Raw genomic sequence first — 25,945 nt, forward strand, 5'->3', positions numbered from 1 at the left:
AAAAAAACGGGCTCTTAGAGCCCGTTTTTTTCATACCAACCGGACGATTAGTCCTTGTTGGCGTTTTGCTGCTGCATCTGCTCCTTGATGAGATCACCGATGGTGGTCGCACCAGAAGAAGTTTCGGCAGTCTTGGTCCGCACATTTTCCAGGGCCTGCTTGTCGTCCTCAACGTCTTTGGACTTCACAGACAGGTTGATGATGCGGTTTTTGCGATCGATGCTGATGATCTTCGCTTCAACTTCTTCGCCTTCTTTCAGCGCGTTGCGTGCGTCTTCAACACGGTCACGGCTGATTTCAGAGGCCTTCAGTACCGCTTCAACTTCGTCGTTCAGGGCGATGGTAGCAGCCTTGGCATCTACTGCAGACACGGTGCCCTTAACGATGGAGCCCTTGTCGTTCAGCTGTACGAACTCGGCGAACGGATCGCTCTCGAGCTGCTTGATACCCAGGGAGATACGCTCACGCTCCGGATCAACAGACAGGATAACGGTTTCAACTTCGTCACCCTTCTTGTATTCACGAACCGCTTCTTCGCCAGTCTCGTTCCAGCTGATATCAGACAGGTGAACCAGACCGTCGATGCCGCCATCCAGACCGATAAAGATACCGAAGTCAGTGATTGACTTGATCTTACCGGAGATGCGATCGCCCTTGTTGAAGTTGCTGGAGAAATCTTCCCACGGGTTGGATACACACTGCTTGATACCCAGGGAGATACGACGACGCTCTTCGTCGATGTCCAGAATCATCACGTCCACTTCGTCGCCTACCTGGACAACCTTGGACGGATGGATGTTCTTGTTGGTCCAATCCATTTCGGAAACGTGAACCAGACCTTCAACACCCTCTTCCAGCTCAGCAAAGCAGCCGTAGTCGGTCAGGTTGGTAACGCGTGCCTTGACCTTGGAACCTTCCGGGTAACGACCCTTGATATCAACCCAGGGATCTTCGCCCAGCTGCTTGAGGCCGAGGGAAACACGGTTACGCTCACGGTCGAACTTCAGGACCTTGACGCTGATTTCGTCGCCAACATTCACGATTTCGCTCGGATGCTTGATGCGCTTCCAGGCCATATCGGTAATGTGCAGCAGGCCGTCAACACCACCCAGGTCTACGAACGCGCCGTAGTCAGTCAGGTTCTTGACGATACCCTTGATTTCCATACCCTCGGTCAGGGTTTCCAGCAGAGCTTCACGCTCGGCACTGTTCTCAGCTTCCAGAACGGCTCGGCGGGAAACAACCACGTTGTTACGCTTCTGGTCGAGCTTGATAACCTTGAATTCGAGTTCTTTGTTCTCCAGGTGCGCGGTATCGCGAACCGGGCGAACGTCTACCAGCGAGCCAGGCAGGAAGGCACGAATACCGGCCAGATCGACGGTGAAACCACCCTTGACCTTACCGTTGATAATACCTTTAACCACTTCCTCAGCTTCGAAGGACTTCTCGAGTACCTTCCAGGCTTCTGCACGCTTGGCCTTTTCACGGGACAGACGGGTCTCACCGAAGCCGTCTTCCACAGCGTCGAGAGCTACATCGACAACGTCGCCGATAGCAATTTCCAACTCGCCTTTTTCGTTAAGGAACTGGGAGGCGGGGATAACGCCTTCAGACTTCAGTCCGGCGTTAACGGTGACCCAGTCGTTATCGACGTCTACAACGGTTCCCTGGACGATGGAACCTGGCTGCATGTCAATTTCTTTCAGGCTTTCTTCAAAAAGATCCGCAAAGCTCTCGCTCATTATGAGTCCTATATGATAAACGCAAGTGTACTCCGTGCCACCAGCAACACGGTCTGTTAACAAGTTCCGGACTAAGCCTGTGGCTGGCAGATAGCGCTACATCCGGCATTTCAACGACAAAAAGGTGTAGTCAGGCCTGACCAGCTGCGGCCATACACCTGTCCAACACCTCTTCTATACTCAACCCCGTAGAATCAATGACTTGCGCATCATCTGCGGGCTTGAGAGGGGCTGCGGAACGGTTCATATCCCGTTCATCACGAACCCGTATCTCCTCTAAAAGGGCGTCAATATTAACATCGACACCCGCGTCCTTCAACTGGCTATAGCGCCGCTGGGCCCTCTCCTCGGCGCTTGCCGTCAGGAAGATTTTTACCGGGGCATCCGGAAACACCACCGTCCCCATGTCGCGACCATCAGCCACCAGGCCTGGCGTTTGCCGGAAGTCGCGCTGGCGCTGCAAAAGAGCGTCCCGGACCGACTGAATCACGGCCACCTTCGAGGCATTATCGCCAGCCGATTCTGTACGTATATCTGCGGTCACATCCTGCCCTGCCAGAATAACCTTGACCGGCTCGCCTGCAGGCGTGGGCTCAAACGACACATCGAGTCCAGCGGCGACCTTTACCAAGCCAGCCTCGTCATCCAGAGACACACCCTGACGTACCGCCGCCAGGGCCGTCAGCCGGTACAAGGCACCACTGTCAAGCAAGTGCCAGCCAAGCTTTCGGGCCAGCATCTGGGTGATCGTGCCTTTACCCGAACCTCCAGGACCATCAACAGTGATCACCGGCGCACTGCTTTCAACCATTATTCAGCCCCCTCGGCTGAGATATTGATCCCCGTTCCCTGCGCAAGTTCCACAAATCCCGGGAAAGAGGTAGCCACATTCGCACAATCAGTGACTGTGATCTCTCCCGCGGCGCGCAGCGATGCCACTGCGAAAGACATGGCAATACGGTGGTCTCCGTGGCTGTTCACGGTACCGCCACCGATGGTCTGCCCGCCATCAATGATGATGCCATCCGGGGTTACGGTGGTTTCCACACCCAGGGCAGCCAGGCCATCGGCCATTACCTGAATGCGGTCGCTTTCCTTGACCCGAAGCTCCTCCGCGCCCCGCAGAACCGTGCGCCCTTTGGCGCAGGTGGCGGCAATGAACAGCACCGGGAATTCGTCAATGGCCAGGGGCACCTGATCTTCCGGAATATCGATTCCCTGCAGCTCCGCTGAGCGGACCCGCAGGTCAGCAACCGGCTCGCCACCGATTTCGCGCTCGTCCAGAATCTCGATGTTGGCACCCATCTGATTCAGGATGTTGATCACACCGACCCGGGTCGGATTCATGCCAACATGCCGCAGGACCAGATCAGAGCCCGGAGCGATGCTCGCCGCTACCAGGAAAAACGCCGATGAAGAAATATCGGCAGGCACATCAATGTTGGTTGCCGTCAGTTTACCGCCACCACTGACGCTGGCCGTCGCACCGTCCCGGTGAACGTGGTAGCCAAAGCCCGCCAGCATGCGCTCGGTGTGATCGCGCGTGGGAGCAGGCTCGGTGACCGATGTACTGCCCTCGGCATAAAGACCGGCCAGCAGGAGACATGACTTCACCTGGGCACTGGCTACTGGCATTTCGTAGTGGATTCCCTGCAACGTCTGGCCGCCACGGATTTTCAGCGGCGGGCGACCACCCTCTGCGGTATCGATCACCGCACCCATGGCCCTGAGCGGATCGGCAACGCGCCCCATCGGGCGGCCAGAGAGGCTCGCATCCCCGGTCAGCTCGGAATCAAAGGGCTGGGCTGCCAGCAAGCCGGCAAACAGCCGCATGGCGGTTCCCGAGTTACCCAGATACAGCGGACCCCTTGGGCCCTGGAGGCCGTGCATGCCAACGCCGTGAATTCGTACGAAACCGTCGTCCGGGCCTTCGATGGTCACGCCCATGTCGCGGAACGCCTGAAGCGTGGCCAGGCTGTCCTCGCCTTCCAGAAATCCTTTCACTTCGGTTACGCCATCCGCGAGGGCGCCCAGCATGATCGAACGGTGCGACATCGACTTGTCGCCCGGAACCCGGATATCACCGGTAATCGCGCCACCGGGCTGAAGACGGAACGTCACCTGCTTTTCACTGTTGTTTGTCACGTAAGCCTGTCCTGAGAGCATCTTCGAAAAATGTTCACGCGCCGCCTTGGCGCGACTGAAAACCCGCAACAACGTGGCGCTGTCCTGATTGGCAATGGCAGTGCGCAGTTGTTCGAGGTCGTGGGTAAAGTGGTCAATCACGCGAAGAACCGCATCGCGGTTCGACAGAAAGATATCGTGCCACATCACCGGATCGCTGGCGGCAATCCGGGTAAAGTCCCTGAAGCCTCCAGCGGCGTACCGGAAGATATCCATATTTTCGTCTTCTCCCGCCAGGGTATCCACCAGGGAGAAAGCGATAAGGTGCGGCAGGTGGCTGGTGGCTGCCAGCACCTCGTCGTGATACGCCACCGACATGGTCAGCACCGTGGCCCCGCAGCCCTCCCATAAGGCCCTGAGCCGGGCAAGATGCGGCTGACTGACGTCTTCAGGCGGAGTAAGAATCACCTTGTGGTTGGCAAACAACTCGGGGTTCGCCGCCCGAATGCCACTTTTCTCGGAGCCAGCAATCGGATGGCCGGGAATGACCCGGGGCGTAAGACTGCCGAACACAGCCTCAACATCATTCACGAAGCTGGACTTCGTGCTACCCACGTCGGTCAGTATGGCGTCCGGTTCCAATGCGGGACGAATCTGCTCAAGAACCGCACGGGTTGCCCTGACTGGTACAGCCAGCACAACCAGATCGGCACCCCGCACGGCATCAGACACCGCCGTGGCCGCCTGATCGATCACGGCCAGCTCTTTGCCAAGCTGCAGTTCCTCATGACGCTGGTCCGCGCCAACGACCGTGTCGGCCAGCCCGTTGCGACGGATAGCACTGGCCAGGGAGCCACCAATCAGCCCCAGACCAATCACCGCGACCCGCTTGAACAAAGGCTCGGAAGACACCATATCAGTCGCTTAGCCCCGATGCGGTCAGGGCCTGGGCCAGCGCCTCGATAAAGCGCTCGTTCTCTTCCGGAAGGCCGACAGACACCCGCAGATGCCGGGGCATGCCATAGCCCGCGATGGGCCGGACAATCACGCCGTGAGCGAGCAGAGACTGGTACACGCCCATGGCCTGCTCTCCCACTTCCACGGCCACGAAATTCCCGGCCGACGGTATGTAGCTGAGTCCCATCCGGTCGAATGCGTCCTGCAACTGACGCAGACCGGCTGTATTCACATCGCGGGAACGCTGGAGATATTCCTCGTCTTCAAGCACAGCCGTGGCTGCGGACAGGGCAACGGTATCCACGTTAAACGGCTGGCGCACCCGATTGAGAATGTCGGCAATGGCCGGTGAAGAGATGCTGTACCCCACCCTGAGTGCGGCCAACCCCCAGGCCTTGGAAAACGTGCGGCAAACGATGAGATTCGGGAAGCGGTCCAACAGTTCGACGCCATCCGGGTATTGATCACCCGTCAGGTATTCGCAGTAGGCCTCATCCAGGACCACAAGTACGTTCTCGGGAATCTTTTTCAGGAACGACTCAATGGCTTCCGCTGTGTGAACCGTACCCGTGGGGTTGTTTGGGTTAGCGACAAACACGAGGCGAGTACGATCGGTGACCGCCTCGGCCATCGCATCCAGGTCGTGCCCCCATTCCCGGGCAGGCACAGAAACGCCCTTGGCGTCGATAGCCTGGGTCACCAGAGGATAAACGGCGAATGCGTACTGGGAGAAAACAACTTCGGAATCAGCATCCGCGAAACAGCGGGTGATCACTTCGAGAACGTCGTTCGAGCCGTTGCCAAGGGTAATCTGATCCATTCCAACGTTGAGACGCTTCGACAACGCCTGTTTCAGGTTGAATCCGTTACCGTCGGGGTACAGACAAAGTTCCGACAACGCCTGCCGCGCCGCCTCAAGGGCTTTCTCGCTGGGCCCGAGCGGGTTCTCATTGCTGGCAAGCTTGATGATTTCCGCCGGGTTGAGACCCAGTTCCCTTGCCAGCTCTTCGATCGGCTTGCCAGGCTGGTAGGGTGAGAGCGCCTGCACGCCGCGAACCGCCAGACTCTGGTAATCAATCGCCATACATTGTCCTCGACATTCTTTGCTCAAAAAGGCTGTTGCAACTACTCAAAGCACGCCAATCGGGTAGGAGCCCAGACGCTTGAGCTCAACCGCCTCTTCATCCACTTCCGCCAGCACCTTACGGACCTGCTCGTCTTCCATGTGTCCCTCGAAATCGATATAGAACACATAGGCCCAGGTACCGCTCGGCGACGGCCGCGTTTCTATCCTGGTGAGGCTGAGGCCGTGGCGATGGAACGGTTCAAGGAGTTGATACAGCGCCCCCGGCTTGTTGCGCATGGACACCAGAATGGACGACTTGTCGTGACCGCTGGCCGGCACCTCCTCACGCCCAATAATCAGGAATCGGGTGGTATTGTCCGGTCGATCCTCGATGCTGTTTGCCAGCTTTTGCAGACCATAGAGCTCGGCCGCCATATCTCCGGCAATGGCTGCTGTTCCCGGCTCCTCGGCGGCACGCCGGGCGGCTTCCGCATTACTGGAAACGGTAACCCGCTCAATACCGTAGCGATGGGTATCCAGCCACTGCCGGCACTGGGCAAAGGACTGTTGATGGGAATAAATCCGGGTGATTTCCTGGTCGCCGTGCTTCGGAGACACCAGTAGATGATGGTGGATCCGCAGTTGAACCTCACCGCAGATCTTGAGCGGCGAGGACATGAACATATCCAGGGTATGGTTGATCATTCCCTCGGTGGAGTTTTCGACCGGTACCACACCGTAATGCGCAGCTCCCGATTCAACCTCCCGGAACACCGCGTCGATAGCCGGCAGTGGCACGCTGACCACCGAGTGACCGAAATGCTTGAGCGCTGCCGCCTGGGTAAAGGTGCCAATGGGCCCCAGGAAGGCAATGTGCATGGGCTTTTCAAGCGCCAGACAGGCGGACATGATTTCCCGGAACAGACGCGCCATTTCCTCACCGGAAAGCGGCCCCGGATTCTGCTCCTTGATGCGCCGAAGTACCTGGGCTTCCCGCTCCGGGCGGTAGAAAAAGACGTCCTGTCCCGGATTAGCGGTCATCTTCACATGGGCTACTTCCTGGGCACAGGCGGCCCTGGCACTGATAAGCTCCATGATCTTCTGATCAATCTGATCGATCTCGTCCCGCAGCTCTCCGAGCCGAACCTGCTCGTCACTCATGATCAGCCACGCTCCTTCGCAAATTCGGTCATGTAGTTAATCAGCGCATCGACACCGGCTTCGGGCATCGCGTTATAGATGCTCGCACGCATACCGCCAACCGAGCGATGTCCGGCCAGGTTCAACAGGCCACGGGCATTCGCTCCCTTGAGGAACTCACCATTCAGGGCGTCATCAGCCAGGGTGAATGGAACGTTCATCCAGGACCGGAAGCGCGGGTCAATCGGGTTGGCGTAAAACTCATTGGTATCGATAAAGTCATAGAGCTTTCGGGCTTTGCGCAGGTTGATCTCACCCATCGCCTTCACACCGCCCTGCTCTTTCAGCCACTTGAATACCAGGCCGGCCAGGTACCATGAGTAAGTGGCCGGGGTGTTGTACATGGAACCGTTATCCGCGATCACCTGGTAGTTCATCATGGTCGGTGTCTCCTTGCGGGCCCTGCCCAGGAGATCCTTGCGAATAATTACCACCACCAGACCCGAGGGACCGATATTCTTCTGGGCGCCGGCATAGATCAGACCGAATTTCGACACATCCACCGGGCGCGAAAGCATCGTGGAAGACATGTCCGCCACCAACGGAACCGCCGGGCTGTCCGGAACAAAATCGAATTCCAGACCGCCGATGGTTTCATTCGGCGTGTAGTGCAGGTACGCCGCGTCAGTACTGATCTGCCAGGATGACTGGTCCGGAATCGTGGTAAAGCCACTGTCTTCCGAACTCGCCACTACGTTCACGTTGCCATAGCGACTGGCCTCGGCAATGGCCTTTTTGGACCAGATGCCGGTGTTCACGTAGTCAGCGGAGCCTTTTTCGCCCAGCAGATTCAGGGGAATGGTGGAAAACTGGCTGGACGCCCCGCCCTGCATGAACAGAACGGCGTAGTCGTCAGACACGCCGGCCAGTTCACGCAGATCTTGTTCAGCAGTCTCGGCAATCTGGACAAACTCGTCGCTGCGATGGCTCATTTCCATCACCGACATGCCGGTACCACGCCAGTCGAGCATTTCATCCCGCGCCTGACGAAGCACGCTTTCCGGCAAGGTGGCCGGACCTGCACAAAAGTTATACGCCCTGCTCATGTTGCTGCTTTCTCTCACGTCTTACTGAATCTGTCTGTGGCAAGTGCCGGCTTATTCTTCGCCGGCACTCTCACCTTCGTCACCTTCTTGCGGGCTCTCGTCGGCAACAATCGGATTGCCTTCGCTGTCGAGCTCTTCGTCGTCGGTTTCCGCGATCCGCTCAACGCCCACCAGGCGCTCGTCTTCCTGGCTCAGCTTGATCAGGCGAACACCCTGGGTATTCCGGCTCAGAACCGACACTTCGTCTGTCCGGGTACGAACCAGCGTGCCCTTGTCAGAGATGAGCATCATCTCGTCGCCTTCAAACAGCTGCAGGGCCGTTACCAGGTTACCGTTACGCTCGGAGCACTGCATCGCAATAACGCCCTGACTGCCCCGGCTGTAGGTCGGGAACTCGTCAATGGCGGTCCGCTTGCCGTAGCCGTTTTCCGAGGCGGTCAGGATAACCCCGCCCTCCTGCGGAATAATCAGCGACACCACATGGTGACCTTCGGGCATCTTGATACCGCGAACACCACGGGCGGTCCGGCTCATCGGGCGAACGGCTTCCTCGTTAAAGCGCACCGCCTTGCCGGCAGTCGAGAACAGCATGACTTCGGCATCACCTTTGGTAATGGCCGCGCCGATCAGGGTATCGCCTTCGTCCAGGGACAGGGCAATCAGACCGGTGCTGCGCGGACGCGAGAAGTTCGGCAGCGGCGTCTTCTTGACCACACCGGCAGAGGTGGCCATCAGGACGAACTGGTCTTCCGGATAATCACGAACCGGCAGGAATGTGGTGATACGCTCACCTTCCTCCAGCGGCAGGATATTCACCATGGGCCGACCGCGAGATGCCCGGCTGGCGCGTGGAATCTCGAACACCCGCAGCCAGTAAACCTTGCCACGGTTGGAGAAACACAGAATCGTATCGTGGGAGTTGGCCACCAGCAGCTTCTCGACGAAATCTTCGTCCTTCATGGAGGTGGCTGCCTTGCCGCGACCGCCACGGCGCTGGGCCTGATAGTCTTCAACGGCCTGGGTCTTGGCGTAACCGCTGTGGGAAATGGTCACCACCAGATCTTCTTCATCAATCAGGTCGGCGATGGTCAGGTCGCGACGGGAGCTGGTGATTTCGGTACGACGCTCGTCACCAAATTCGCTGACGATCGCTTCCAGCTCTTCCCGGATGACCTGGAGCAGGCGCTCGGGGTCGCCCAGAATATCGAGCAGATCCGCGATCTTCTCGAGAATTTCCTTGTACTCGTTCTGCAGCTTCTCGGTCTCGAGGCCGGTCAGACGGTGCAGACGCAGATCCAGAATCGCCTGGGCCTGTTCCGGAGAAAGATGATACAGCCCCTCACGCAGGCCATAGATTTCCGGCAGGTCATCCGGACGGCAGGCGTCCTGGCCGGCACGCTCCAGCATGGCCATCACATCGCCCGGGGACCAGCCCTTGGCAACCAGCTTTTCCTTGGCTTCGGCGGCAGACGGCGAGGCCTTGATCAGCTCGATAATCTCGTCGATGTTGGCCAGGGCAACGGTCAGGCCTTCCAGAATATGGCCGCGCTCACGGGCCTTGCGCAGTTCGTAAATGGTCCGGCGGGTCACCACTTCACGACGGTGACGAACGAACGCATCCAGCAACTGCTTCAGGTTCAGGGTCTTCGGCTCACCATTGATCAGGCCAACCATGTTGATGCCGAACACGGTCTCAAGCTGGGTCTGGGCAAACAGGTTGTTGACCACAACATCCGGGTTCTCACCCCGACGCAGCTCGATCACCACCCGGATACCTTCCTTGTTGGACTCATCCCGCAGCTCGGAGATACCTTCAAGACGCTTCTCTTTCACCAGCTCGGCGATCTTCTCGATCAGGCGGGCCTTGTTCAGCTGATACGGCAGCTCGGTGATGATGATGGCATCGCGGTTGGTCTTGTTGTCGTGCTCGATCTCGTGACGGGCGCGGATGTAAATGCGGCCACGGCCCGTACGGTAGGCCTCAACAATGCCGGCACGGCCATTGATAATGCCCTGGGTCGGGAAATCCGGGCCCGGGATGTATTCCATCAATTCATCGATGGTCAGATCCGGGTTATCAATCAGCGCCAGACAGCCATTCACGACTTCCGTGAGATTGTGCGGCGGAATATTGGTGGCCATGCCAACGGCGATACCGGAGGAACCGTTCACCAGCAGGTTGGGAACCCGGGTAGGCAGAACCTCGGGAATCCGCTCGGTGCCGTCGTAGTTATCAACGAAATCGACGGTTTCCTTGTCCAGATCCGCCAGCAAGGAGTGGGCAATCTTCTCCATGCGGATCTCGGTGTAACGCATGGCGGCCGCGTTATCGCCGTCGATGGAACCGAAGTTACCCTGGCCATCCACCAACGGATACCGCAGGGAGAATGGCTGGGCCATACGAACGATGGTGTCGTATACCGCAGAGTCACCGTGGGGGTGGTATTTACCGATAACATCACCCACCACACGGGCGGACTTCTTGTAGGCCTTGTTCCAGTCGTTGTTCAGTTCGGACATGGCGAACAGGACACGGCGGTGAACCGGCTTGAGGCCATCCCTCACATCCGGAAGCGCCCGCCCGACGATCACGCTCATGGCGTAATCGAGGTAGGACTGTTTTAACTCGTCTTCAATATTGACCGGCAGGATCTCTTTGGCTAACTCACCCATCGAGAAAGGTTCCTTTGCGTTATCTGGAAGTCGTGTCAGGGCCGTTTCCGGGCCCCATAGTTATTCTTCAACAAGCCGCCAAGTCTACCACAGTCGCACCCTCTCCGGGGCAACTGTGAGGCAGCCTTAATCAAACACCACTGTCTTGTTTTCGTAGGTGATCACCCGATCCTCGATGTGAGAACGCAGACCCCTGGCCAGCACGTTCTTCTCGACATCCTTACCAAGGCGGACCATATCCTCGATGGAGTCACTGTGGGTGATCCGGATAACGTCCTGCTCGATGATCGGGCCCTCGTCGAGATCCTGGGTCACGTAGTGGCAGGTGGCACCAATCAGCTTAACACCGCGACTGTAGGCCTGATGATAAGGGCGAGCACCGGCGAAGGACGGCAGGAAGCTGTGATGGATGTTGATCACCTTGCCGGAGTATTTCTCACAGAGCTCGCCGGGAAGGATCTGCATGTAGCGCGCCAGCACCACCACATCGGCTTCGTATTTCTGGAACAGCTCATCAATATGGGCGAAGGCATCTGCCTTGTTTTCCTTGCTGACCGGTACGTGGTGATACGGAATCTCGTGCCACTCCACCATCCGGCGCAGGTCGTCATGGTTGGAGATGACCGCCACTATCTCGGCGTTGATCTCCTTGCTGTGCCAGCGGTGCAAAAGATCCGCCACACAGTGGGATTCCTTGCTGCACATCAGGATCACTTTCTTCGGCTGGGCCGAATCGGCGATGTGCCAGTTCATGTTGAATTCGCGGGCAATCGGCTCGAACGCCGCCCGGAACTGGTCAAGACCAAACGGTATCGAGGTGGCCTTGATCTCGTGCCGCATGAAAAACCAGCCGGTTTGCGTGTCGGAATGGTGACTCGCCTCGGTAATCCAGCCATTGTATGTAGACAGAAAATTACTCACCTTGGCGACAATTCCCACCCGGTCGGGGCAGGAAATCACAAGACGATAGGTATGCTCCATGAAAGCCTTTCCTTAACTGAAATCCGGGAAAGCAGGTACGTCGGGGAATCACCGCCGACATTAACGGCAGGTTAACGGTACGCACCTATGAAAATGACCGGCTATCATAGCCTATCTGAACGCCAGAAACGAGGAATGGAGATATGGACAGAGGCCTCTACCAACGCACAATCAAAAACGTCTCCACGGGGCGCTCAGGCCGCCTTTCGATTGCGGCCGCCCTGGCCTTTTTAATTACCACCACGCCGGCCTTCGGACAGGCCATTCTCGAGGGTGAACGGTTTCACCCGGTTACCGCAACCCAGGGCATGGTTGCCACCAGTCATACACTGGCCACCGAGGTGGCTCTGGAAGTGCTGAAAAACGGCGGGAATGCAATCGATGCAGCCGTTACCGCCGGTTTCGCACTGGCGGTCACCCAGCCTCGTTCCGGCAACATTGGCGGTGGCGGTTTCATGCTGATTTCCAAGGGCGACGGCTCAGATCCGGAAGCCATTGATTATCGGGAAAAAGCGCCCGCTGCCGCCACAGAAACCATGTTCCAGGACGAATCCGGCGAGGTGGTCAAGAACCGCAGCCGTTTTACCCACCTGGCCGCAGGGGTTCCAGGAACGGTTGCCGGCCTGGCACTGGCGCTGGAGCGCCACGGCACCATTACCCTCAAGCAGGCACTGGCGCCGGCGATCAAGCTTGCCCAAGAGGGTTTCGTGGTGCCCCAGCGTTTTACTGAAGGTCTGGAGCAGGCCCGGGAGAGACTCGAGCGATGGCCCGCCACCCGTGACACCTTTTATAAGGAAGACGGCAGCGCCTGGCAGCCCGGCGAACGTTTTCGACAGCCAGAACTGGCGGCAACACTCCAGCGCATTGCCGGCAATGGCGTGAAAGGCTTTTACGAAGGCGAAACCGCCGATCTGATTGCCGGCGAGATGGAACGAAATGGCGGACTCATCACGCGCCAGGACCTCAAAGACTATCGTCCGGTAGTCCGAGAGCCGGTTTACGGCAACTATCGCGGGTACGATATTTTCTCCATGTCGCCGCCCTCCTCCGGTGGCACCCACATCGTCCAGATCCTGAATATTCTGGAAGGCTTCCCGATGGCCGAGTTTGGCCATAACTCCGCGGATGCCATTCATCACATGGCCGAAGCCATGAAACTGGCCTACGCCGACCGTTCAAAATACCTGGGCGACACCGATTATGTGGAGGTGCCGCTGGAGGGGTTAACCAGCAAAGGCTACGCAGACGAACTCCGCAAAGACATTAATCCGGACAGGGCACGACCAGCCAGCGACATCAATCCCGGCCAGCCGGCTGTCTGGGAAAGTCCTGAAACCACCCATTTTTCCGTGGTGGATAAATGGGGCAACGCGGTATCAAACACCTACACCATCAATTTCAGTTACGGATCCGGCATTACGGTGGAAGGCGCCGGATTCCTGCTTAACAACGAAATGGACGACTTCAGTGCCAAGCCCGGTGTACCCAACGCTTATGGTCTGATCGGCGGCGAAGCCAACAAGGTTGAGCCCGGCAAGCGCATGCTGAGCTCCATGTCGCCCACCATCGTGAAAAAGGATGGCAAGAACGTTCTGGTTACCGGCAGCCCCGGGGGCTCCCGGATCATTACCACCACCTTGCAGGTGATCCTCAATGTGATTGATCATGGCATGAACGTTCAGACCGCCGTGAGCGCACCCCGCATGCATCACCAGTGGCTGCCGGATGAAATCCGGATCGAACAGGGCATCAGCCCGGACACCATTCGACTGCTGGAGGAACGCGGGCATAAGGTGGTAGGCGGATCAGCTATGGGCGCCATCCAGAGCATCCTGATTGACGAAGACGGTGTTCTCAATGGTGGCGCGGACCCGAGGAGGAGCACTTCGTCGGCCATGGGCTATTAGCGGGCAATTGACCAGGGTCACTAACCTGAAAGGAGGCTTTATGTATCTTTCTGTACAGCTGAGCTGCTATCCCCTGAAAGAGGAGTACAAGCAGCCAATCAAAGACCTGATCGCGCGCCTGGAGCAGACCGGACTGGAAGTCTACCCGGGGCGAATGAGCACCGAGATTTTCGGCGACTATGATGAGGTAATGGGCGTGCTCTCGGATACCATGAAATGGTCATTCGAGACCTACGGAAAATCCGTCTTCGTGGCTAAGATCATGGAGGGCGACCGGAGACCGAGATGACAGCACCGGGTGGGCCAGACAACCAGCAACAGAAGCCGGACCAGAACCAACAGCCGGCAATCCCGAACCAGTTTGCGTTCCTGTGGCTCAGTGCCGCCATCTTCCTGATGGTGCTCTGGCTTCAGGACGGCGGACAACCCCGGCTTCAGGACCTGGCCTATTCCGAATTCAAGACCGCTGTGATGAACAATCAGGTGGCGGAAGTCACTCTGAAAGAGGAATCCATCACCGGTCTGTTTACCGACAGCGGTGCTGCAGACTTCAGCTCTGACAGCCCCGCACGGACCAGCACCCCGGGGTTCCAGACCATCCGCCCGCCCATGGAAGACCCCGCCCTGCTCAACCTGCTGGAAGAGCACGAAGTTGTAATCCGGGCCACCCCCTCCGGCCTACCCTGGTGGCAGGAAATGATCCGCGGATTCCTGCCCTGGATCCTTCTGTTGGCCCTGATGTTCTGGTTCTGGGGCGCCGCCCAGAAGCGGATGACCCAGGGTGGTGGGCCATTTGATTTCAGCCGTTCCAAGGCAAGACGGGCCCGGAAGGAAACCTCGACGGCAACACTCGATGATGTCGCCGGCATTGAATCCGCCAAGCGGGAAATTGCCGAGATCATCGATTTCCTGAAATCTCCCGAAAAATACCGGGCACTGGGTGCTGTCATGCCCAAGGGCGTGCTTCTGGTCGGCCCGCCCGGCACCGGCAAGACACTGCTGGCCCGGGCCATCGCCGGCGAAGCCGAAGTGCCCTTCTACAGCATCAGCGCCTCGGAATTCATCGAGATGTTCGTGGGTGTTGGCGCCGCGCGGGTTCGGGACATGTTCAAGGAAGCCCGGAAAGACGCGCCGGCGCTGATTTTCATCGACGAACTCGATGCCATTGGCCGATCACGGGGCGCGGGCCTGGGTGGTGGTCATGATGAAAGAGAGCAGACCCTGAACCAGATCCTCACGGAAATGGACGGGTTCGAGGCCCACGAGAATGTTCTGGTACTGGCTGCCACCAACCGGCCGGACGTGCTCGACAGCGCCCTGCTCCGCCCGGGGCGTTTTGATCGCAAGATCACCCTGGATCGCCCCCATAAGGAGGCCCGCGCGGCCATCCTGAAGGTTCATGTGCGCAAGGTACCCTTGGCAAACGATGTCGATCTGGAACAACTGGCTGCGCGCACGATCGGTTTCTCCGGGGCGGACCTGAAAAACCTGGTGAATGAAGCCGCGCTGACGGCAGCCCGGGAAAACCTGCACGAGGTGAACGCCCATTGCTTTGAGCTGGCAAGGGACAGAATCATTCTCGGCGAAGAACGGGACACCAAGCTCACGCCGAAGGAACGGGAGGCGGTTGCCTACCACGAGTGCGGCCACGCCATCATGGCCTATTACATGCCCAACGCCGACCCACTCACCAAATTAACGATCATCCCTCACGGCATGGCCATGGGGGTGACCGAACAAACGCCTCGGGAAGACCACTACACCTACAACGAGAGTTACCTCAAGGATCGCATCAAGGTGATGCTTGGTGGCCGCTGTTCGGAAAAGCTGATTTATGGTGAAGTCAGCACCGGGGCCCAGAACGACCTGAAGGAAGCCACCGCTCTGGTACGCAAAATGGTCGGCCAGTGGGGTATGAGTGAAAAAATCGGCCCCCTCGGCTTAAGCATTGGCGAAGAGCATGTGTTCCTTGGCCGGGAGATGGGCATGCCCAGGGAATTCAGTGAAAAGATGGCCGAGATGATCGATGAGGAAATCCAGTCCCAACTACTGGCGCAGGAGAGGGCTACCCTGGACTTCCTGACCGAGCACCGAAACCAGCTGGAAGCCCTCGCCGCGGCCGTATTGAAGCACGAAACCCTCTCTGCCGAAGACGTCGAGGATATCCTGCGCAAGGAAGACGCTCGCAAGATTGCTTGAGGATTCAGGGAGTCACAGTCACCGGAAGGTTCAGTGCCACCAGCAACCGCTCCGCGCCAGGTTCCTGAAGCAAAGAACAATCACGGCTAAGCACCAGCTGAACTGCTTTCTCCTCGCGCAGAATACCGGCTACGGTAACTGGGTCCGTTGATGGCAGCGACCGTACACGAAGGTCCCGCTCTGGAATACCCAGCTCCAGAAGTATGCGTTGCCGCTCCTCGGGTGGAATATCCGGTCCCGCCCCCAGCAACATCGTTACCGGCCGATGGGAATACCGAATAGCCTCAGCTGCTGCCTGAACCGCGCGGCTATTGGCCTCCCTGTGATCATTCAGAAAAACCACTACCCGGCCCTGCGGCAAAACGCGATGTTCGCACCAGAGCAGAACCCTGCCCGGCGAACGACGAACTAGCCCCTTGGCCGTTGACCCCAGGCGCGCCCCCGGCGCCGAGGACCAACCAACTCGGCCAAGCACCAGAAGATCCCGGGGCCCAGCCAGAGCCAGCACTTCATCAATTACATGGCCACGGGCAATGCTGAGCGTGTGCTTGCCGCCATATGGCGCTACAGCGCCAGCCAAAGCGCGCCGAGCCTGGCTGGCCAGCCTTTGCATTCGCTGCTCAACGCCGGCCGGATCAAAGGGGCGGCTGACGCCAGACGAAGCCCCCACCTCTCGAGCAAACCCATACCCCGCACTTCGCAACAGGTTCAGTTCCTCAACAAACACGCCAAGCACTTCAGCACCGGTGGACCCTGCAATCTCTGCCGCAGCCTTCAACGCCGCATAGCTCATTCTCGAGCCATCCAGCAGTACAAGCACACGGCCGGCTTCATCACTGCTCACAGCCCGAGCTCCAGGTGTGTCAGTCACTGTCCTTACCTCCGCCGTTGTTTGCATCTCCATTGCTATCCCGCTTTTTGCTGGCCTCCGCAAATTTCTCGAGGCGCTCGGCGACCCGGCGATTGAAGCTGTTAGCTGGAAACTCGCCATTACTGTCCAGCTCCCCGGCCTCCAGGCCGGTCAAAAGCTCAATGGCTTCGTTGATATGGGAGATCGGATAGATCCGGAATCGGTCCTCGGCAATCGCCTGCCTGACATCGGCCCTGAGCATCAAGTGCTCAACATTGCTTGCCGGCAGCAGAACGCCTTGGCCCCCAACCCCACCTGCTTCCCTGCAGACATCGAAAAAGCCTTCGATCTTCTCATTCACGCCACCCACCGCCTGAACTTCACCATGCTGGTTCATGGATCCTGTTACGGCGAAGGACTGCCTGATTGGCACCCGGGAAATGGCTGAAAGCAGTACACAGGTTTCTGCCACCGAAGCGGAATCGCCCTCAACACCACCGTAGGATTGCTCGAAAGCCAGGCTCGCCGACAGCGACAGCTCACCATCACCGGCATACCGGCTTGCCAGGAACCGGGACAGTATCATCACGGCCTTGCTGTGAATCGGGCCACCCAGTTTTGCCTCCCGCTCAATATCCACCACCTGCCCCTTGCCCGGCCGGGCCGTAGCGGTAATCCGGGTGGGCTGTCCGAACATCGACGCGCCCAGCCTGAGTACCGATAGGCCATTCACCTGAGCCACTTCTTCTCCCGAAGTGGCAATTATCACCACACCCCGGCTGATTTGCTCCCGGCTTCTTTCCCGAACCCGGCTGGCCCGGTATTCCCGCTCATCAATAGCCTGCTGCAGATGGCTGGCCTCGACGGTATCGGCGCCCGCCTGGCTGGCCCAATGGTCAGCCTCACTGAGTATGTCCCGGAGCACGCGATCGTGGGCGGTCAGTTTGCGTTGGTCCGCCGCCAGCCGGCTTGCATGCTCAATCAGCCTGGCTACGGCACCTCGCTCCAGCGGCCGCATTTTCAGGGCCCGGGCCATGGTGGCGATCATCCGGGCGTAGAGTTTGTAGCAGTCATCGTTACGATCAAGATCATCCTCAAAATCCGCCTCAACCTTGAAGAGGTCCAGGAAATCCGGATCGTAATGGGACAACAGGTAGTACAGCATCCGGTCCCCAAGCAAAACCACTTTGACCGACACGGGAATCGGCTCCGGCTGCAGACTGACGGTACTTACCAATCCATAGAGCCGCTCCAGGGACTCGATGCGGATTTCACCGGATGACAGAATCCGCTTCAGGCTTTCCCAGGCCATGGGCTGAGTCAGCACCCGCCGGGCATCGATGATCAGATAGCCGCCGTTGGCGCGGTGCATGGAACCACCGCGAATCAGCGTGAAGTCGGTATAAAGGTTGCCCTGACGGGCCCGATGTTCAATCTGCCCGGCCAGGTGCTGATGATTGGGCAGATCCTCGTAGATAACCGGCGCGCCGACGGTTTCGGCGTTATCCACCAGCAAATTGACCTTGTACCGCGCCAGCAGCCCTGCCGGTGGCCCGTTATCACTGTCCTGAAAGGATTCGGCATGCTCCACCACGTCTTCTCGGACCGCGTCCAGGTAATCGACAACCTCCGGGAGATGTGACCACTTTTCCCTCAGTTCCCCGATCGGGCCGCCGAGAGTCAGCTGTACCATCTCTTCATTCAGGGCATGGACCCGCTCACGCACTTCTTTCCGCATCCTGGGAATCTGCTGGATGGTCTGCTGCAGCTTTTTCTGCAGTTCCTCAACCTTGGATTCAACCAGTTGCTTTTCTTCATCGGAGAATTTCTTGTATTCCTCGGGATCGATCACCTCACCTTTGCGCATGGGGGCAAAGGTAAAACCGGCTGGTGTGGTGATCATGGCAATGTTGTTGCGGTTGGCCTCTTCCTGGATCTCGAACAGCCCCTGGTGCTGGCGCTTGGCCATCTCTTCCTGCAGCTCCTGTAAGCGGGCCTGGTACTCCTCGCTCTCAAAGGCCGCCGGAATGGCCGTGCGAAGCTCCTCAGCCAGATCACTCATGTCTTTCTTGAATTGCTGTCCCTGCCCCGCTGGCAACTGGATCGCACCCGGCCGATCTGAAAAGCGGAAGTTATAGACATGGCACCAATCCGGAGGAACCGGTTGCCTGGCTGCGTGCCGGGAAAGAAAGCGCTCAACAAGTTCATGCTTCCCTGCCCCGGCGGGCCCGAGGACAAACAGGTTGAAACCCTCAGCCCGGATACCCGCGCCGAATTCCAGTGCTCGCAGAACCCGGTCCTGACCGTAGGGTTGATCCAGGTCTTGCAGGTCATCGGTGGTCAGGAAATCCAGTTTTTCCTCTGGACAAGCGTGATAGACCTGGTCTCCGGTTAACGGGGCGGGTAATGGCATTACATCCTCCTGATGGTTTCCACCCGGGTGTGGAATACGCCGATGATGTCGGACGAGTCATCCGGGGGGGCGGCGCCCCCTCATCAGGAAACTATAGATTATGGCCGGCGCCCTGCTCCAGCCATCGGGGCACTAACGCCACTCGAGGGTCTTGGGCTCGGGCGAATGCTCACAGAACAGGTGGCCGACATCCGGCACCGCAAAGCAGCGATCACCGCGCTGGGGTTGGCGGGCGTTGAACTCGGTATGGCTGATGCCAACCTCCCACAACTCGTCACACTCCCAACCATCGGGCTTGAGTTCGATCCGCACTTCGGCACCGATCAGGTTGATGGCCTCGATACGGAACGGCAGATGGGCCTGGTCACTGGCGGACTGGGTCAGGCGAACTTCGTGGGGCCGAAGATAGAGCTGGGCGTCGTCGTTTTCGCAGCCTTCAGGTAAGCGAATCCAGGCGTCGCCCTGGCTCATGACGCCCTCGCGGATCTTGCCGGAAAGCACATTCACCTGGCCCAGAAATTCGAACACGAACCGGCTGTCCGGACGACCGTAAAGCTCCAGGGGCGTATCAACCTGCTCTATCCGGCCATTGCTCATCACCACCACCTGATCGGAGAGTTCCAGCGCTTCTTCCTGATCGTGGGTCACGAACACACTGGTGAAGTGCAGCTCGTCGTGCAGACTTCGCAGCCAGCGGCGCAGGTCTTTCCGCACCTTGGCATCAAGCGCGCCAAAGGGCTCATCCAGCAAGAGAATCTCCGGCCGCATGGCCATGGCCCGGGCCAACGCAATACGCTGCTTCTGGCCACCGGAGAGTTGCGCCGGGTAACGGCCCGCCAGATGTTCCAGCTGCACCATCTCCAGCAGGTCTTTCACCCGCTTGCGGATCTCCGGTTTGCCCGGGCGCTCCTTGCGCGGAAGCACGTTAAGGCCAAAGGCCACGTTCTCGGCCACTGTCATGTGGCGGAACAACGCATAATGCTGGAACACGAACCCCACGCGCCGGTCCCGCACGTGCAGGTCGGTCACATCCCTGCCACTGAACCGAATTCTGCCCGCCTCGGGGGTTTCCAGGCCGGCAATGATCCGCAGTAGCGTAGTCTTGCCCGAGCCGGAGGGACCCAGCAATGCCGTGAGCTGGCCGTCCGGAATGGTCAGATTGATATCATGCAGGGCCTGAAACTTGTCGAAAAACTTGTTGATACCCTGTATCTCGATACTCATTGGAAACCCTTAGTTACGACTCTGACGCCATTCAACAATGGCCTTCACGACAAGAGTGATCAGCGCGATACCTGCAAGCAGTGACGAAGCTGCAAACGCGCCCACCGTGTTGTAATCCTGGTAAAGCAGCTCTACCTGCAACGGCAGCGTATTGGTTTCGCCCCGGATATTGCCGGAAACCACCGATACGGCGCCAAACTCGCCCACTGCCCGGGCATTGGTGAGGATAACGCCGTAAAGAAGCGCCCAGCGGATATTTGGAAGGGTGACCCGCCGGAACAGCTGCCAGCCGGAGGCACCCAGTACCACACCGGCCTCTTCCTCTTCCCGGCCCTGCTGCTGCATCAGTGGAATCAGTTCCCTTGCCACAAACGGGCAGGTTACGAAGACCGTAACCATCACGATGCCTGGCCAGGAGAACATCAGTTGAATGTCGTATTCACCAAGCCACTGGCCTACCCAGCCATTGCTGCCATAAAGCAGAAGGAAAAGTAGACCGGCAACTACTGGGGAAACAGCGAATGGAATATCAATCAGTGTGGTCAGCAGCTTGCGCCCGGGGAACCGGAAACGGGTCACCAGCCACGCAAGGAAAACGCCGAATACCATGTTCAGCGGCACGGTGAGCAGCGCAACCACGAGCGTCAGACCGATGGCGTGAAGCGTGTACTCGTTGAGAATATTGCTGACGTAACCGGCCCAGCCCTCGGCAAACGCCTGCACAAAAATCAGCACCAGGGGCATGAACAGCAACAGAACGGTCAAAGCAACAGCCAAACCGATCAGCATGCGACGAACCAGCGGGCTATCGCCCACGCGACGATGTTTACGCGCAGCCATACCCTAACCTCCGTGCAGGCGCTTGAGGTAGCGCCCTTGCCAGACGTTGATCGCCAGAAGCAGCAACAGCGATACCGTCATCACGACCGCGGCAATGGCACTGGCCGCCGGAAAATCGTACTCCTCCAGGCGAACAAAGATCATCAGACTGATCACTTCACTCATGTAGGGCGAGTTGCCGGCAATGAAGATGACCGCACCGTATTCCCCCAGGCTTCGGGCAAACGAAAGCGCACCGCCGGTTACAACAGCCGGCCAGAGTGTGGGAAACAGGATCTTCCGAAAGACCGTCATGTCCGAAGCACCCAGGCTCATCGCCGCCTCTTCATCTTCCGGTGCCATTTCCTCAAGTACCGGCTGAACCGTGCGCACCACGAACGGCACGCTGGTAAACGCCATGGCCACCACAATACCAACCGGCGTAAAGGCGACTTCAATTCCAAGCTCGGCCAGGTACTGCCCATACCAACCGCTTTCGGCAAACAGGGTCGCCAGTGTGATCCCGGCCACTGCGGTTGGCAGAGCAAATGGCAGATCCATGATAGCATCCAGCAGCCGCTTACCCGGGAACTCGTAACGCACCAGCACCCAGGCCATCAGCAGGCCGAACACGCAGTTAAAAAGGGAGGCCGCCAGCGCCGCGAGGACGGTCACCCTGTAGGACGCAACCACCCGGGGATCGGTGATGACAAACCAGAACTGCTCCCACCCCATGCCGGCGGCACGGATAAACAGGCCGCTGATGGGCAGAAGCAGCACCAGGCTGATAAAGAAAAGCGAAATGCCGAGGCTCAGTCCGAACCCCGGCAAAACGCGTTTGGTGGCGGGAGCGCTCAGCCGCTTTGAAGGGCGCTCCGAAACGTCAGTGGTGGCCATGGATCAGATGCGCATCCCTTAGCGGCGACGCTGCAACTGGTCCAGCTTGCCGCCACTGGCAAAGTGGGTCTCCATGGCGTTTTCCCAACTGCCGGCGATGTCCTGAATCGGCATCAGCTTCAGTTCCGGGAACTTGTCAGCCACTTCCGCTTTCACGGTTTCGTTATGCACCCGGTAGTTGAAGCCGGCCAGCAGGCGCTGGGCTTCTTCGGAGTAAAGATGCTTCAAGTAAGCTTGAGCCAATTCTTCTGTGCCCTTCTTCTCAATGTTCTTGTCGATCCAGGTCACCGGAAACTCGGCCAGGAAACTCACTTTCGGAACCACAACCTGGAAGTTCTTGTCCGGGTTCAGCTCCGGGATGTTGTTTACTTCGGACTCAAAGGTCAGCAGCACATCACCCAGGCCGCGCTCGACAAACGTGGTGGTGGCGCCACGGCCGCCGGAGTCGAAGACCTTCACCTGACCAAGCAGATCGCTCAGGAACGCGTCAATCTTCTCCTGGTCGTCACCGAACTTGTCCTGGGCGAAGCCCAGCGCCGCCAGGTAGGTGTAGCGGCCGTTACCGGAGGTTTTCGGGTTCGGCATGATCAGCTCGACGTCTTCCCGGATCAGATCATCCCAGTTCTGGATGTTCTTGGGGTTACCCTCACGCACCAGGAACGCCATGGTGGAATAGTAAGGAGAGCTGTTGTTCGGCAGGCGTGATGCCCAATCCTCGGGAATCAGGTTGCCGCGCTCGGCGAGAATGTTCACGTCAGTGACCTGGTTGTAGGTCACCACATCGGCACCGAGGCCCTGAAGAATGGCGCGCGCCTGCTTGGAGGAGCCAGCATGTGACTGCTGGATATCGACTGTCTCGCCTGTTTTTTCCTTCCAGTAGTCCTGGAACAGAACGTTGTATTCGGCAAACAGCTCGCGCGCAATATCGTAGGAGGAGTTCAGAAGCTCACGCTCCTGGGCAGAAGCCGGCCCCGTCAGCGAGAACGCCAACGCCAGCGCACTGAACCACAGGCCCTTACGGGCTTTGGAACCAGAAAAAATTGAATTCGGCATAGTAGGCAGAGCTCCCAGTTAACTCGGAATCTTGATATACGCCAGAGGAATAAAGATGGCGCTTTGTTAGAACGCAAAGATAAGGTCGGAGTTCTAAAACAACAATGCCTTAACTAGATGATTTATTGCTGCCGTAAAAACTTAAAGTTATAAGAGGCATCTGTTACAGACAGGCGTCAAATTTGATCGCGCCGGACTGGTACCCGGCGCATCTTCCACTACTATCAAGGTAAGTCAGCGCTGGAGAAGACGTTGCCGTGGGACTGTCGATCAAGACAACGGAATTTGCGCCGGAAGACTTTGAACGTTTTGCCGCCAAGGTCCGCACAGACCTGAAAGCGCTCACTCGTCTTTTGAACCGGCCCGGCTTTGGTGAGGGTGAGAGTTCCATTGGCGCCGAGGTAGAGTTCTACATCGTAAACTCTGACCTGCGCGTGCAACCAATCAACACCGACATTGCCGCCAGAGTCCAGGACCCCCAGCTTACGGTTGAGCTCAACCGCTTCAATCTCGAATACAACCTCAGCCCCCAGGCCTTCAAGGGATCACCGTTTGCCAGAACGGAGCAGGAGCTGCTCACTGCGATTCGGAGAATCGATGAGCACGCCGCGCCATTGGATGGAGAGTTGGTACCGATCGGCATTTTGCCGACACTTCGCCAGTCCGACATGGGTGCGCAGGTGATGACAGACGAACCTCGTTATCACGCGCTATCCAAAGCATTGCTCGAACAACGGGGCGAGCCGTTCAGCATCCATATTGGCGGTAACGATGTGATTAACCTGGAGGCCGACGATGTCTACATGGAAGGCGCCAACACCTCTTTCCAGTTGCACTGGCGCGTGCCAGCCCATCGTTTTGTGGATTATTTCAATGCCGTACAACTCGTCACGCCGGTGGTCCTCGCTCTGGCGAGCAACTCACCCAGTCTGTTTGGCCACCACCTGTGGGACGAAACCCGGATTGCCTTGTTCAAACAATCCATCGACAGCCGATCACCCAACCATAAAACCTGGCGCCATCCGCCACGGGTCTATTACGGAAACGGTTGGACGCGCAGCGCCTGGGAGCTTTTTGCCGCCTCGGCATCGCTCTACCCACCCATCATTCCCCTGATGTCGGAGGAAGATCCGATGGCGGTGATTGATCGTGGCGAAGTGCCAAAACTGGCCGAACTGCGACTGCACCAGGGAACCACCTGGCCCTGGAACCGGGCCATCTATGACCATACCGAAGGCGGCCATCTACGCATTGAGATTCGCTCCATGCCTGCAGGCCCAACTGCCGCTGATATGTGCGCGAACGGACTGTTCATAATAGGGGCAGCATTGGCCGTGCTGGATGACATCGGCCATCTGACGTCGATACTCCCCTTCCATTACACCGAACACAATTTTTACCGCGCCGCAAAATATGGCGTCGGGGCAGAAATCATCTGGCCTCACAAGGATCAGGTGCAGTTGCAGGATACGCCCCTGTTAACCGTTGCCCGGGAGCTTCTGCCCCGGGCCTGTGAAGCCCTTGCGCAGACAGCCGTGGACGAATCGGAAATACGCCGCCTGCTGGGAATCATCGAAGGCCGCATTGAAACAGCCATGTCGGGCGCCCGGTGGCAGCGCCACATCACCGAGTCCCTGTTCAAGACTGTAAGCCCCGATGACGCCTTCCGAACTATGCTGTCTCTTTACATGGCCAACCAGAAGAAAAATACGCCGATCCATGAATGGACATTGTCACCGTGAGCAACTCGAACGTACTCGATTATCTGCATGATCCCTCACCCCGCATGCTGGGCCGCTCCCCTCTTGAATGGCTGGAGCAGCTGCAGAAACCCACGGTTGTCCGTGTTGCTGGTCGCGATCGCTCCCGCACCCGGGCCATGGCGACGCTGCTTCACGGTAATGAGCCTTCGGGCCTGTTTGCGCTTCACCGTTGGCTGCTTGAGCAGCACACCCCTGAGGTCAACATGCTGTTTCTCCTGGGCGGCGTCTACCCTGCGAAAATCCCGCCCACCCTCTCACTGCGACAGCTTCCTGCGGGACGTGACCTCAACCGCTGTTTCAAAGAACCGTTCGCGGGAGAGGAAGGCGCGATTGCAAAGGCCATGCTGTCAGAACTTCATGACGCGAACCCGGAATGCTTGCTGGACGTACACAACACCTCAGGCACAGGGCCGGCTTTCGCGGTGACCATCACCAATGATGCGGCCCACCAGGCGTTGACCTCTCTGTTCACAGACCGCCTCATAATGACAGATCTTCGCCTCGGTGCCCTGATGGAATACTCCGAGCAGGAAGTCCCAACGGTAACCATCGAATGTGGTGGGTCCCAAGATGATCAGGCCCATCAATTGGCGTATGAGGGCCTCGTGCGGTATGCCTCAAGGCCAGACGTGTTATCACTTGAAAAGGCGGAGTGGGACGTGGAGGTACTAAGAAATCCGATTCGGGTGGAGTTGGTTCCGGAAGCAACCATAGAATATCTTACTGAACCCTCCGGCCGGGCTGACCTCACTTTGCCACCAGACATCGAACACCGAAATTTCGGGATCGTATCGCCAAATGAGCCGCTGGGATGGATTGGAAAAAAAGGCCTCAGCGTACTCAACGCCATCGGCCATAACCGGACAGAGAACATGGAGCAGGTTTTTCAGGTCAGAGAGGGGAAAATCTTCCCCGCGCAGGCCATCAAAGCCTTTATGATTACCACCAACCCGGTGATTGCAAAGAGCGATTGCCTCTTCTACGCGGTCAAGGCGACTGGTGAGCCCATTTTCTGACAAGAAACAAAAGGC

19 protein-coding genes are annotated in these 25,945 nt (G+C 58.2%); 5 read left to right on the forward strand and 14 right to left on the reverse strand.

The genetic code is table 11. From position 1 onward, the window contains the following. Window positions 1–47 precede the first annotated feature (47 nt). From rpsA to purU, 8 genes are all read right to left on the reverse strand, one after another. Entirely contained in the window at window positions 48–1,742 is a 1,695-nt protein-coding gene (gene rpsA / locus GJU83_RS16010; protein ID WP_014576794.1) for a 30S ribosomal protein S1, read from the reverse strand. A 130-nt stretch (window positions 1,743–1,872) separates the two neighbouring features. Further along, window positions 1,873–2,553 carry a (d)CMP kinase gene (gene cmk, locus GJU83_RS16015; RefSeq protein WP_136629720.1) on the reverse strand — a complete coding sequence of 227 codons (681 nt, stop codon included), beginning with the start codon at window positions 2,551–2,553 and terminating at the stop codon, window positions 1,873–1,875. Beyond that, window positions 2,553–4,781: a bifunctional prephenate dehydrogenase/3-phosphoshikimate 1-carboxyvinyltransferase gene (locus GJU83_RS16020; RefSeq protein ID WP_153634692.1), complete on the reverse strand. Its 2,229-nt coding sequence runs from the start codon at window positions 4,779–4,781 to the stop codon at window positions 2,553–2,555. Before GJU83_RS16020 ends, cmk begins: the two co-directional genes overlap by 1 nt. Window position 4,782: 1 nt before the next feature. Continuing rightward, complete coding sequence (gene hisC, locus GJU83_RS16025; protein ID WP_153634693.1) at window positions 4,783–5,907, reverse strand: histidinol-phosphate transaminase; 1,125 nt, start codon at window positions 5,905–5,907, stop codon at window positions 4,783–4,785. Window positions 5,908–5,952: 45 nt separating this feature from the next. Next, window positions 5,953–7,050, reverse strand: a complete 1,098-nt coding sequence (pheA, locus tag GJU83_RS16030) for a prephenate dehydratase (RefSeq protein WP_069184606.1) — start codon at window positions 7,048–7,050, stop codon at window positions 5,953–5,955. 2 nt (window positions 7,051–7,052) lie between these two features. Then, window positions 7,053–8,135 (reverse strand): 3-phosphoserine/phosphohydroxythreonine transaminase, encoded by a 1,083-nt coding sequence (gene serC, locus GJU83_RS16035; RefSeq protein WP_153634694.1) that lies wholly within the window; start codon window positions 8,133–8,135, stop codon window positions 7,053–7,055. Window positions 8,136–8,186: 51 nt separating this feature from the next. Continuing rightward, on the reverse strand, window positions 8,187–10,808 hold the full coding sequence (gene gyrA, locus GJU83_RS16040; RefSeq protein ID WP_069184604.1) for a DNA gyrase subunit A: 2,622 nt from the start codon (window positions 10,806–10,808) through the stop codon (window positions 8,187–8,189). A 126-nt stretch (window positions 10,809–10,934) separates the two neighbouring features. Next, window positions 10,935–11,789 (reverse strand): formyltetrahydrofolate deformylase, encoded by an 855-nt coding sequence (gene purU / locus GJU83_RS16045; RefSeq protein ID WP_069184603.1) that lies wholly within the window; start codon window positions 11,787–11,789, stop codon window positions 10,935–10,937. A 143-nt stretch (window positions 11,790–11,932) separates the two neighbouring features. Here purU and ggt point away from each other — a divergent pair, with 143 nt between their 5' ends. Genes ggt through ftsH form a run of 3 tightly spaced genes read left to right on the forward strand, consistent with a single transcriptional unit; the run spans window position 11,933 to window position 15,895 of the window. Continuing rightward, window positions 11,933–13,696 carry a gamma-glutamyltransferase gene (gene ggt, locus GJU83_RS16050; RefSeq protein ID WP_153634695.1) on the forward strand — a complete coding sequence of 588 codons (1,764 nt, stop codon included), beginning with the start codon at window positions 11,933–11,935 and terminating at the stop codon, window positions 13,694–13,696. A gap of 40 nt (window positions 13,697–13,736) precedes the next feature. Then, window positions 13,737–13,985 carry a thiamine-binding protein gene (locus GJU83_RS16055; RefSeq protein ID WP_069184601.1) on the forward strand — a complete coding sequence of 83 codons (249 nt, stop codon included), beginning with the start codon at window positions 13,737–13,739 and terminating at the stop codon, window positions 13,983–13,985. Further along, the gene (gene ftsH, locus GJU83_RS16060) at window positions 13,982–15,895 is read left to right on the forward strand and encodes an ATP-dependent zinc metalloprotease FtsH (RefSeq protein ID WP_153634696.1); all 1,914 of its coding nucleotides are present in this window, start codon (window positions 13,982–13,984) and stop codon (window positions 15,893–15,895) included. Before GJU83_RS16055 ends, ftsH begins: the two co-directional genes overlap by 4 nt. A gap of 4 nt (window positions 15,896–15,899) precedes the next feature. Here ftsH and GJU83_RS16065 read toward each other — a convergent pair whose 3' ends face one another. The 6 genes from GJU83_RS16065 to cysP form a co-directional block, all read right to left on the reverse strand. Continuing rightward, window positions 15,900–16,739: a universal stress protein gene (locus GJU83_RS16065; protein ID WP_228715197.1), complete on the reverse strand. Its 840-nt coding sequence runs from the start codon at window positions 16,737–16,739 to the stop codon at window positions 15,900–15,902. Window positions 16,740–16,758: 19 nt separating this feature from the next. Continuing rightward, window positions 16,759–19,158 (reverse strand): Lon protease family protein, encoded by a 2,400-nt coding sequence (locus tag GJU83_RS16070; RefSeq protein ID WP_153634697.1) that lies wholly within the window; start codon window positions 19,156–19,158, stop codon window positions 16,759–16,761. Between the two features lie 132 nt (window positions 19,159–19,290). After that, complete coding sequence (locus GJU83_RS16075; RefSeq protein ID WP_153634698.1) at window positions 19,291–20,382, reverse strand: sulfate/molybdate ABC transporter ATP-binding protein; 1,092 nt, start codon at window positions 20,380–20,382, stop codon at window positions 19,291–19,293. Window positions 20,383–20,391: 9 nt separating this feature from the next. Next, window positions 20,392–21,222 carry a sulfate ABC transporter permease subunit CysW gene (cysW, locus tag GJU83_RS16080; RefSeq protein ID WP_153634699.1) on the reverse strand — a complete coding sequence of 277 codons (831 nt, stop codon included), beginning with the start codon at window positions 21,220–21,222 and terminating at the stop codon, window positions 20,392–20,394. A gap of 3 nt (window positions 21,223–21,225) precedes the next feature. Then, entirely contained in the window at window positions 21,226–22,098 is an 873-nt protein-coding gene (gene cysT / locus GJU83_RS16085) for a sulfate/thiosulfate ABC transporter permease CysT (protein WP_153634700.1), read from the reverse strand. Between the two features lie 18 nt (window positions 22,099–22,116). Next, window positions 22,117–23,151, reverse strand: a complete 1,035-nt coding sequence (gene cysP / locus GJU83_RS16090) for a thiosulfate ABC transporter substrate-binding protein CysP (RefSeq protein WP_153634701.1) — start codon at window positions 23,149–23,151, stop codon at window positions 22,117–22,119. A gap of 257 nt (window positions 23,152–23,408) precedes the next feature. On the opposite strand from cysP, the gene GJU83_RS16095 reads away from it, so the two are divergent. Further along, window positions 23,409–24,893 (forward strand): glutamate-cysteine ligase family protein, encoded by a 1,485-nt coding sequence (locus GJU83_RS16095; protein ID WP_153634702.1) that lies wholly within the window; start codon window positions 23,409–23,411, stop codon window positions 24,891–24,893. Beyond that, window positions 24,890–25,930, forward strand: a complete 1,041-nt coding sequence (locus tag GJU83_RS16100) for a M14 family metallopeptidase (protein WP_228715198.1) — start codon at window positions 24,890–24,892, stop codon at window positions 25,928–25,930. The genes GJU83_RS16095 and GJU83_RS16100 overlap by 4 nt, the downstream gene beginning before the upstream one ends. Window positions 25,931–25,945: the final 15 nt, after the last annotated feature.

The sequence above is a fragment of the Marinobacter salsuginis genome (assembly GCF_009617755.1).
GTDB classification, from domain to species: Bacteria; Pseudomonadota; Gammaproteobacteria; order Pseudomonadales; family Oleiphilaceae; genus Marinobacter; species Marinobacter salsuginis.

Excerpts from the sequence above, each read along its gene's own strand:
- cysP (WP_153634701.1), bottom strand. The coding sequence starts at position 23,151 with ATGCCGAATTCAATTTTTTCTGGTTCCAAAGCCCGTAAGGGCCTGTGG.
- pheA (WP_069184606.1), bottom strand. The coding sequence starts at position 7,050 with ATGAGTGACGAGCAGGTTCGGCTCGGAGAGCTGCGGGACGAGATCGAT.
- cysW (WP_153634699.1), bottom strand. The coding sequence starts at position 21,222 with ATGGCTGCGCGTAAACATCGTCGCGTGGGCGATAGCCCGCTGGTTCGT.
- purU (WP_069184603.1), bottom strand. The coding sequence starts at position 11,789 with ATGGAGCATACCTATCGTCTTGTGATTTCCTGCCCCGACCGGGTGGGA.
- cmk (WP_136629720.1), bottom strand. The coding sequence starts at position 2,553 with ATGGTTGAAAGCAGTGCGCCGGTGATCACTGTTGATGGTCCTGGAGGT.
- cysT (WP_153634700.1), bottom strand. The coding sequence starts at position 22,098 with ATGGCCACCACTGACGTTTCGGAGCGCCCTTCAAAGCGGCTGAGCGCT.
- rpsA (WP_014576794.1), bottom strand. The coding sequence starts at position 1,742 with ATGAGCGAGAGCTTTGCGGATCTTTTTGAAGAAAGCCTGAAAGAAATT.
- hisC (WP_153634693.1), bottom strand. The coding sequence starts at position 5,907 with ATGGCGATTGATTACCAGAGTCTGGCGGTTCGCGGCGTGCAGGCGCTC.
- GJU83_RS16075 (WP_153634698.1), bottom strand. The coding sequence starts at position 20,382 with ATGAGTATCGAGATACAGGGTATCAACAAGTTTTTCGACAAGTTTCAG.
- gyrA (WP_069184604.1), bottom strand. The coding sequence starts at position 10,808 with ATGGGTGAGTTAGCCAAAGAGATCCTGCCGGTCAATATTGAAGACGAG.
- ftsH (WP_153634696.1), top strand. The coding sequence starts at position 13,982 with ATGACAGCACCGGGTGGGCCAGACAACCAGCAACAGAAGCCGGACCAG.
- GJU83_RS16070 (WP_153634697.1), bottom strand. The coding sequence starts at position 19,158 with ATGCCATTACCCGCCCCGTTAACCGGAGACCAGGTCTATCACGCTTGT.
- ggt (WP_153634695.1), top strand. The coding sequence starts at position 11,933 with ATGGACAGAGGCCTCTACCAACGCACAATCAAAAACGTCTCCACGGGG.
- serC (WP_153634694.1), bottom strand. The coding sequence starts at position 8,135 with ATGAGCAGGGCGTATAACTTTTGTGCAGGTCCGGCCACCTTGCCGGAA.
- GJU83_RS16020 (WP_153634692.1), bottom strand. The coding sequence starts at position 4,781 with ATGGTGTCTTCCGAGCCTTTGTTCAAGCGGGTCGCGGTGATTGGTCTG.
- GJU83_RS16055 (WP_069184601.1), top strand. The coding sequence starts at position 13,737 with ATGTATCTTTCTGTACAGCTGAGCTGCTATCCCCTGAAAGAGGAGTAC.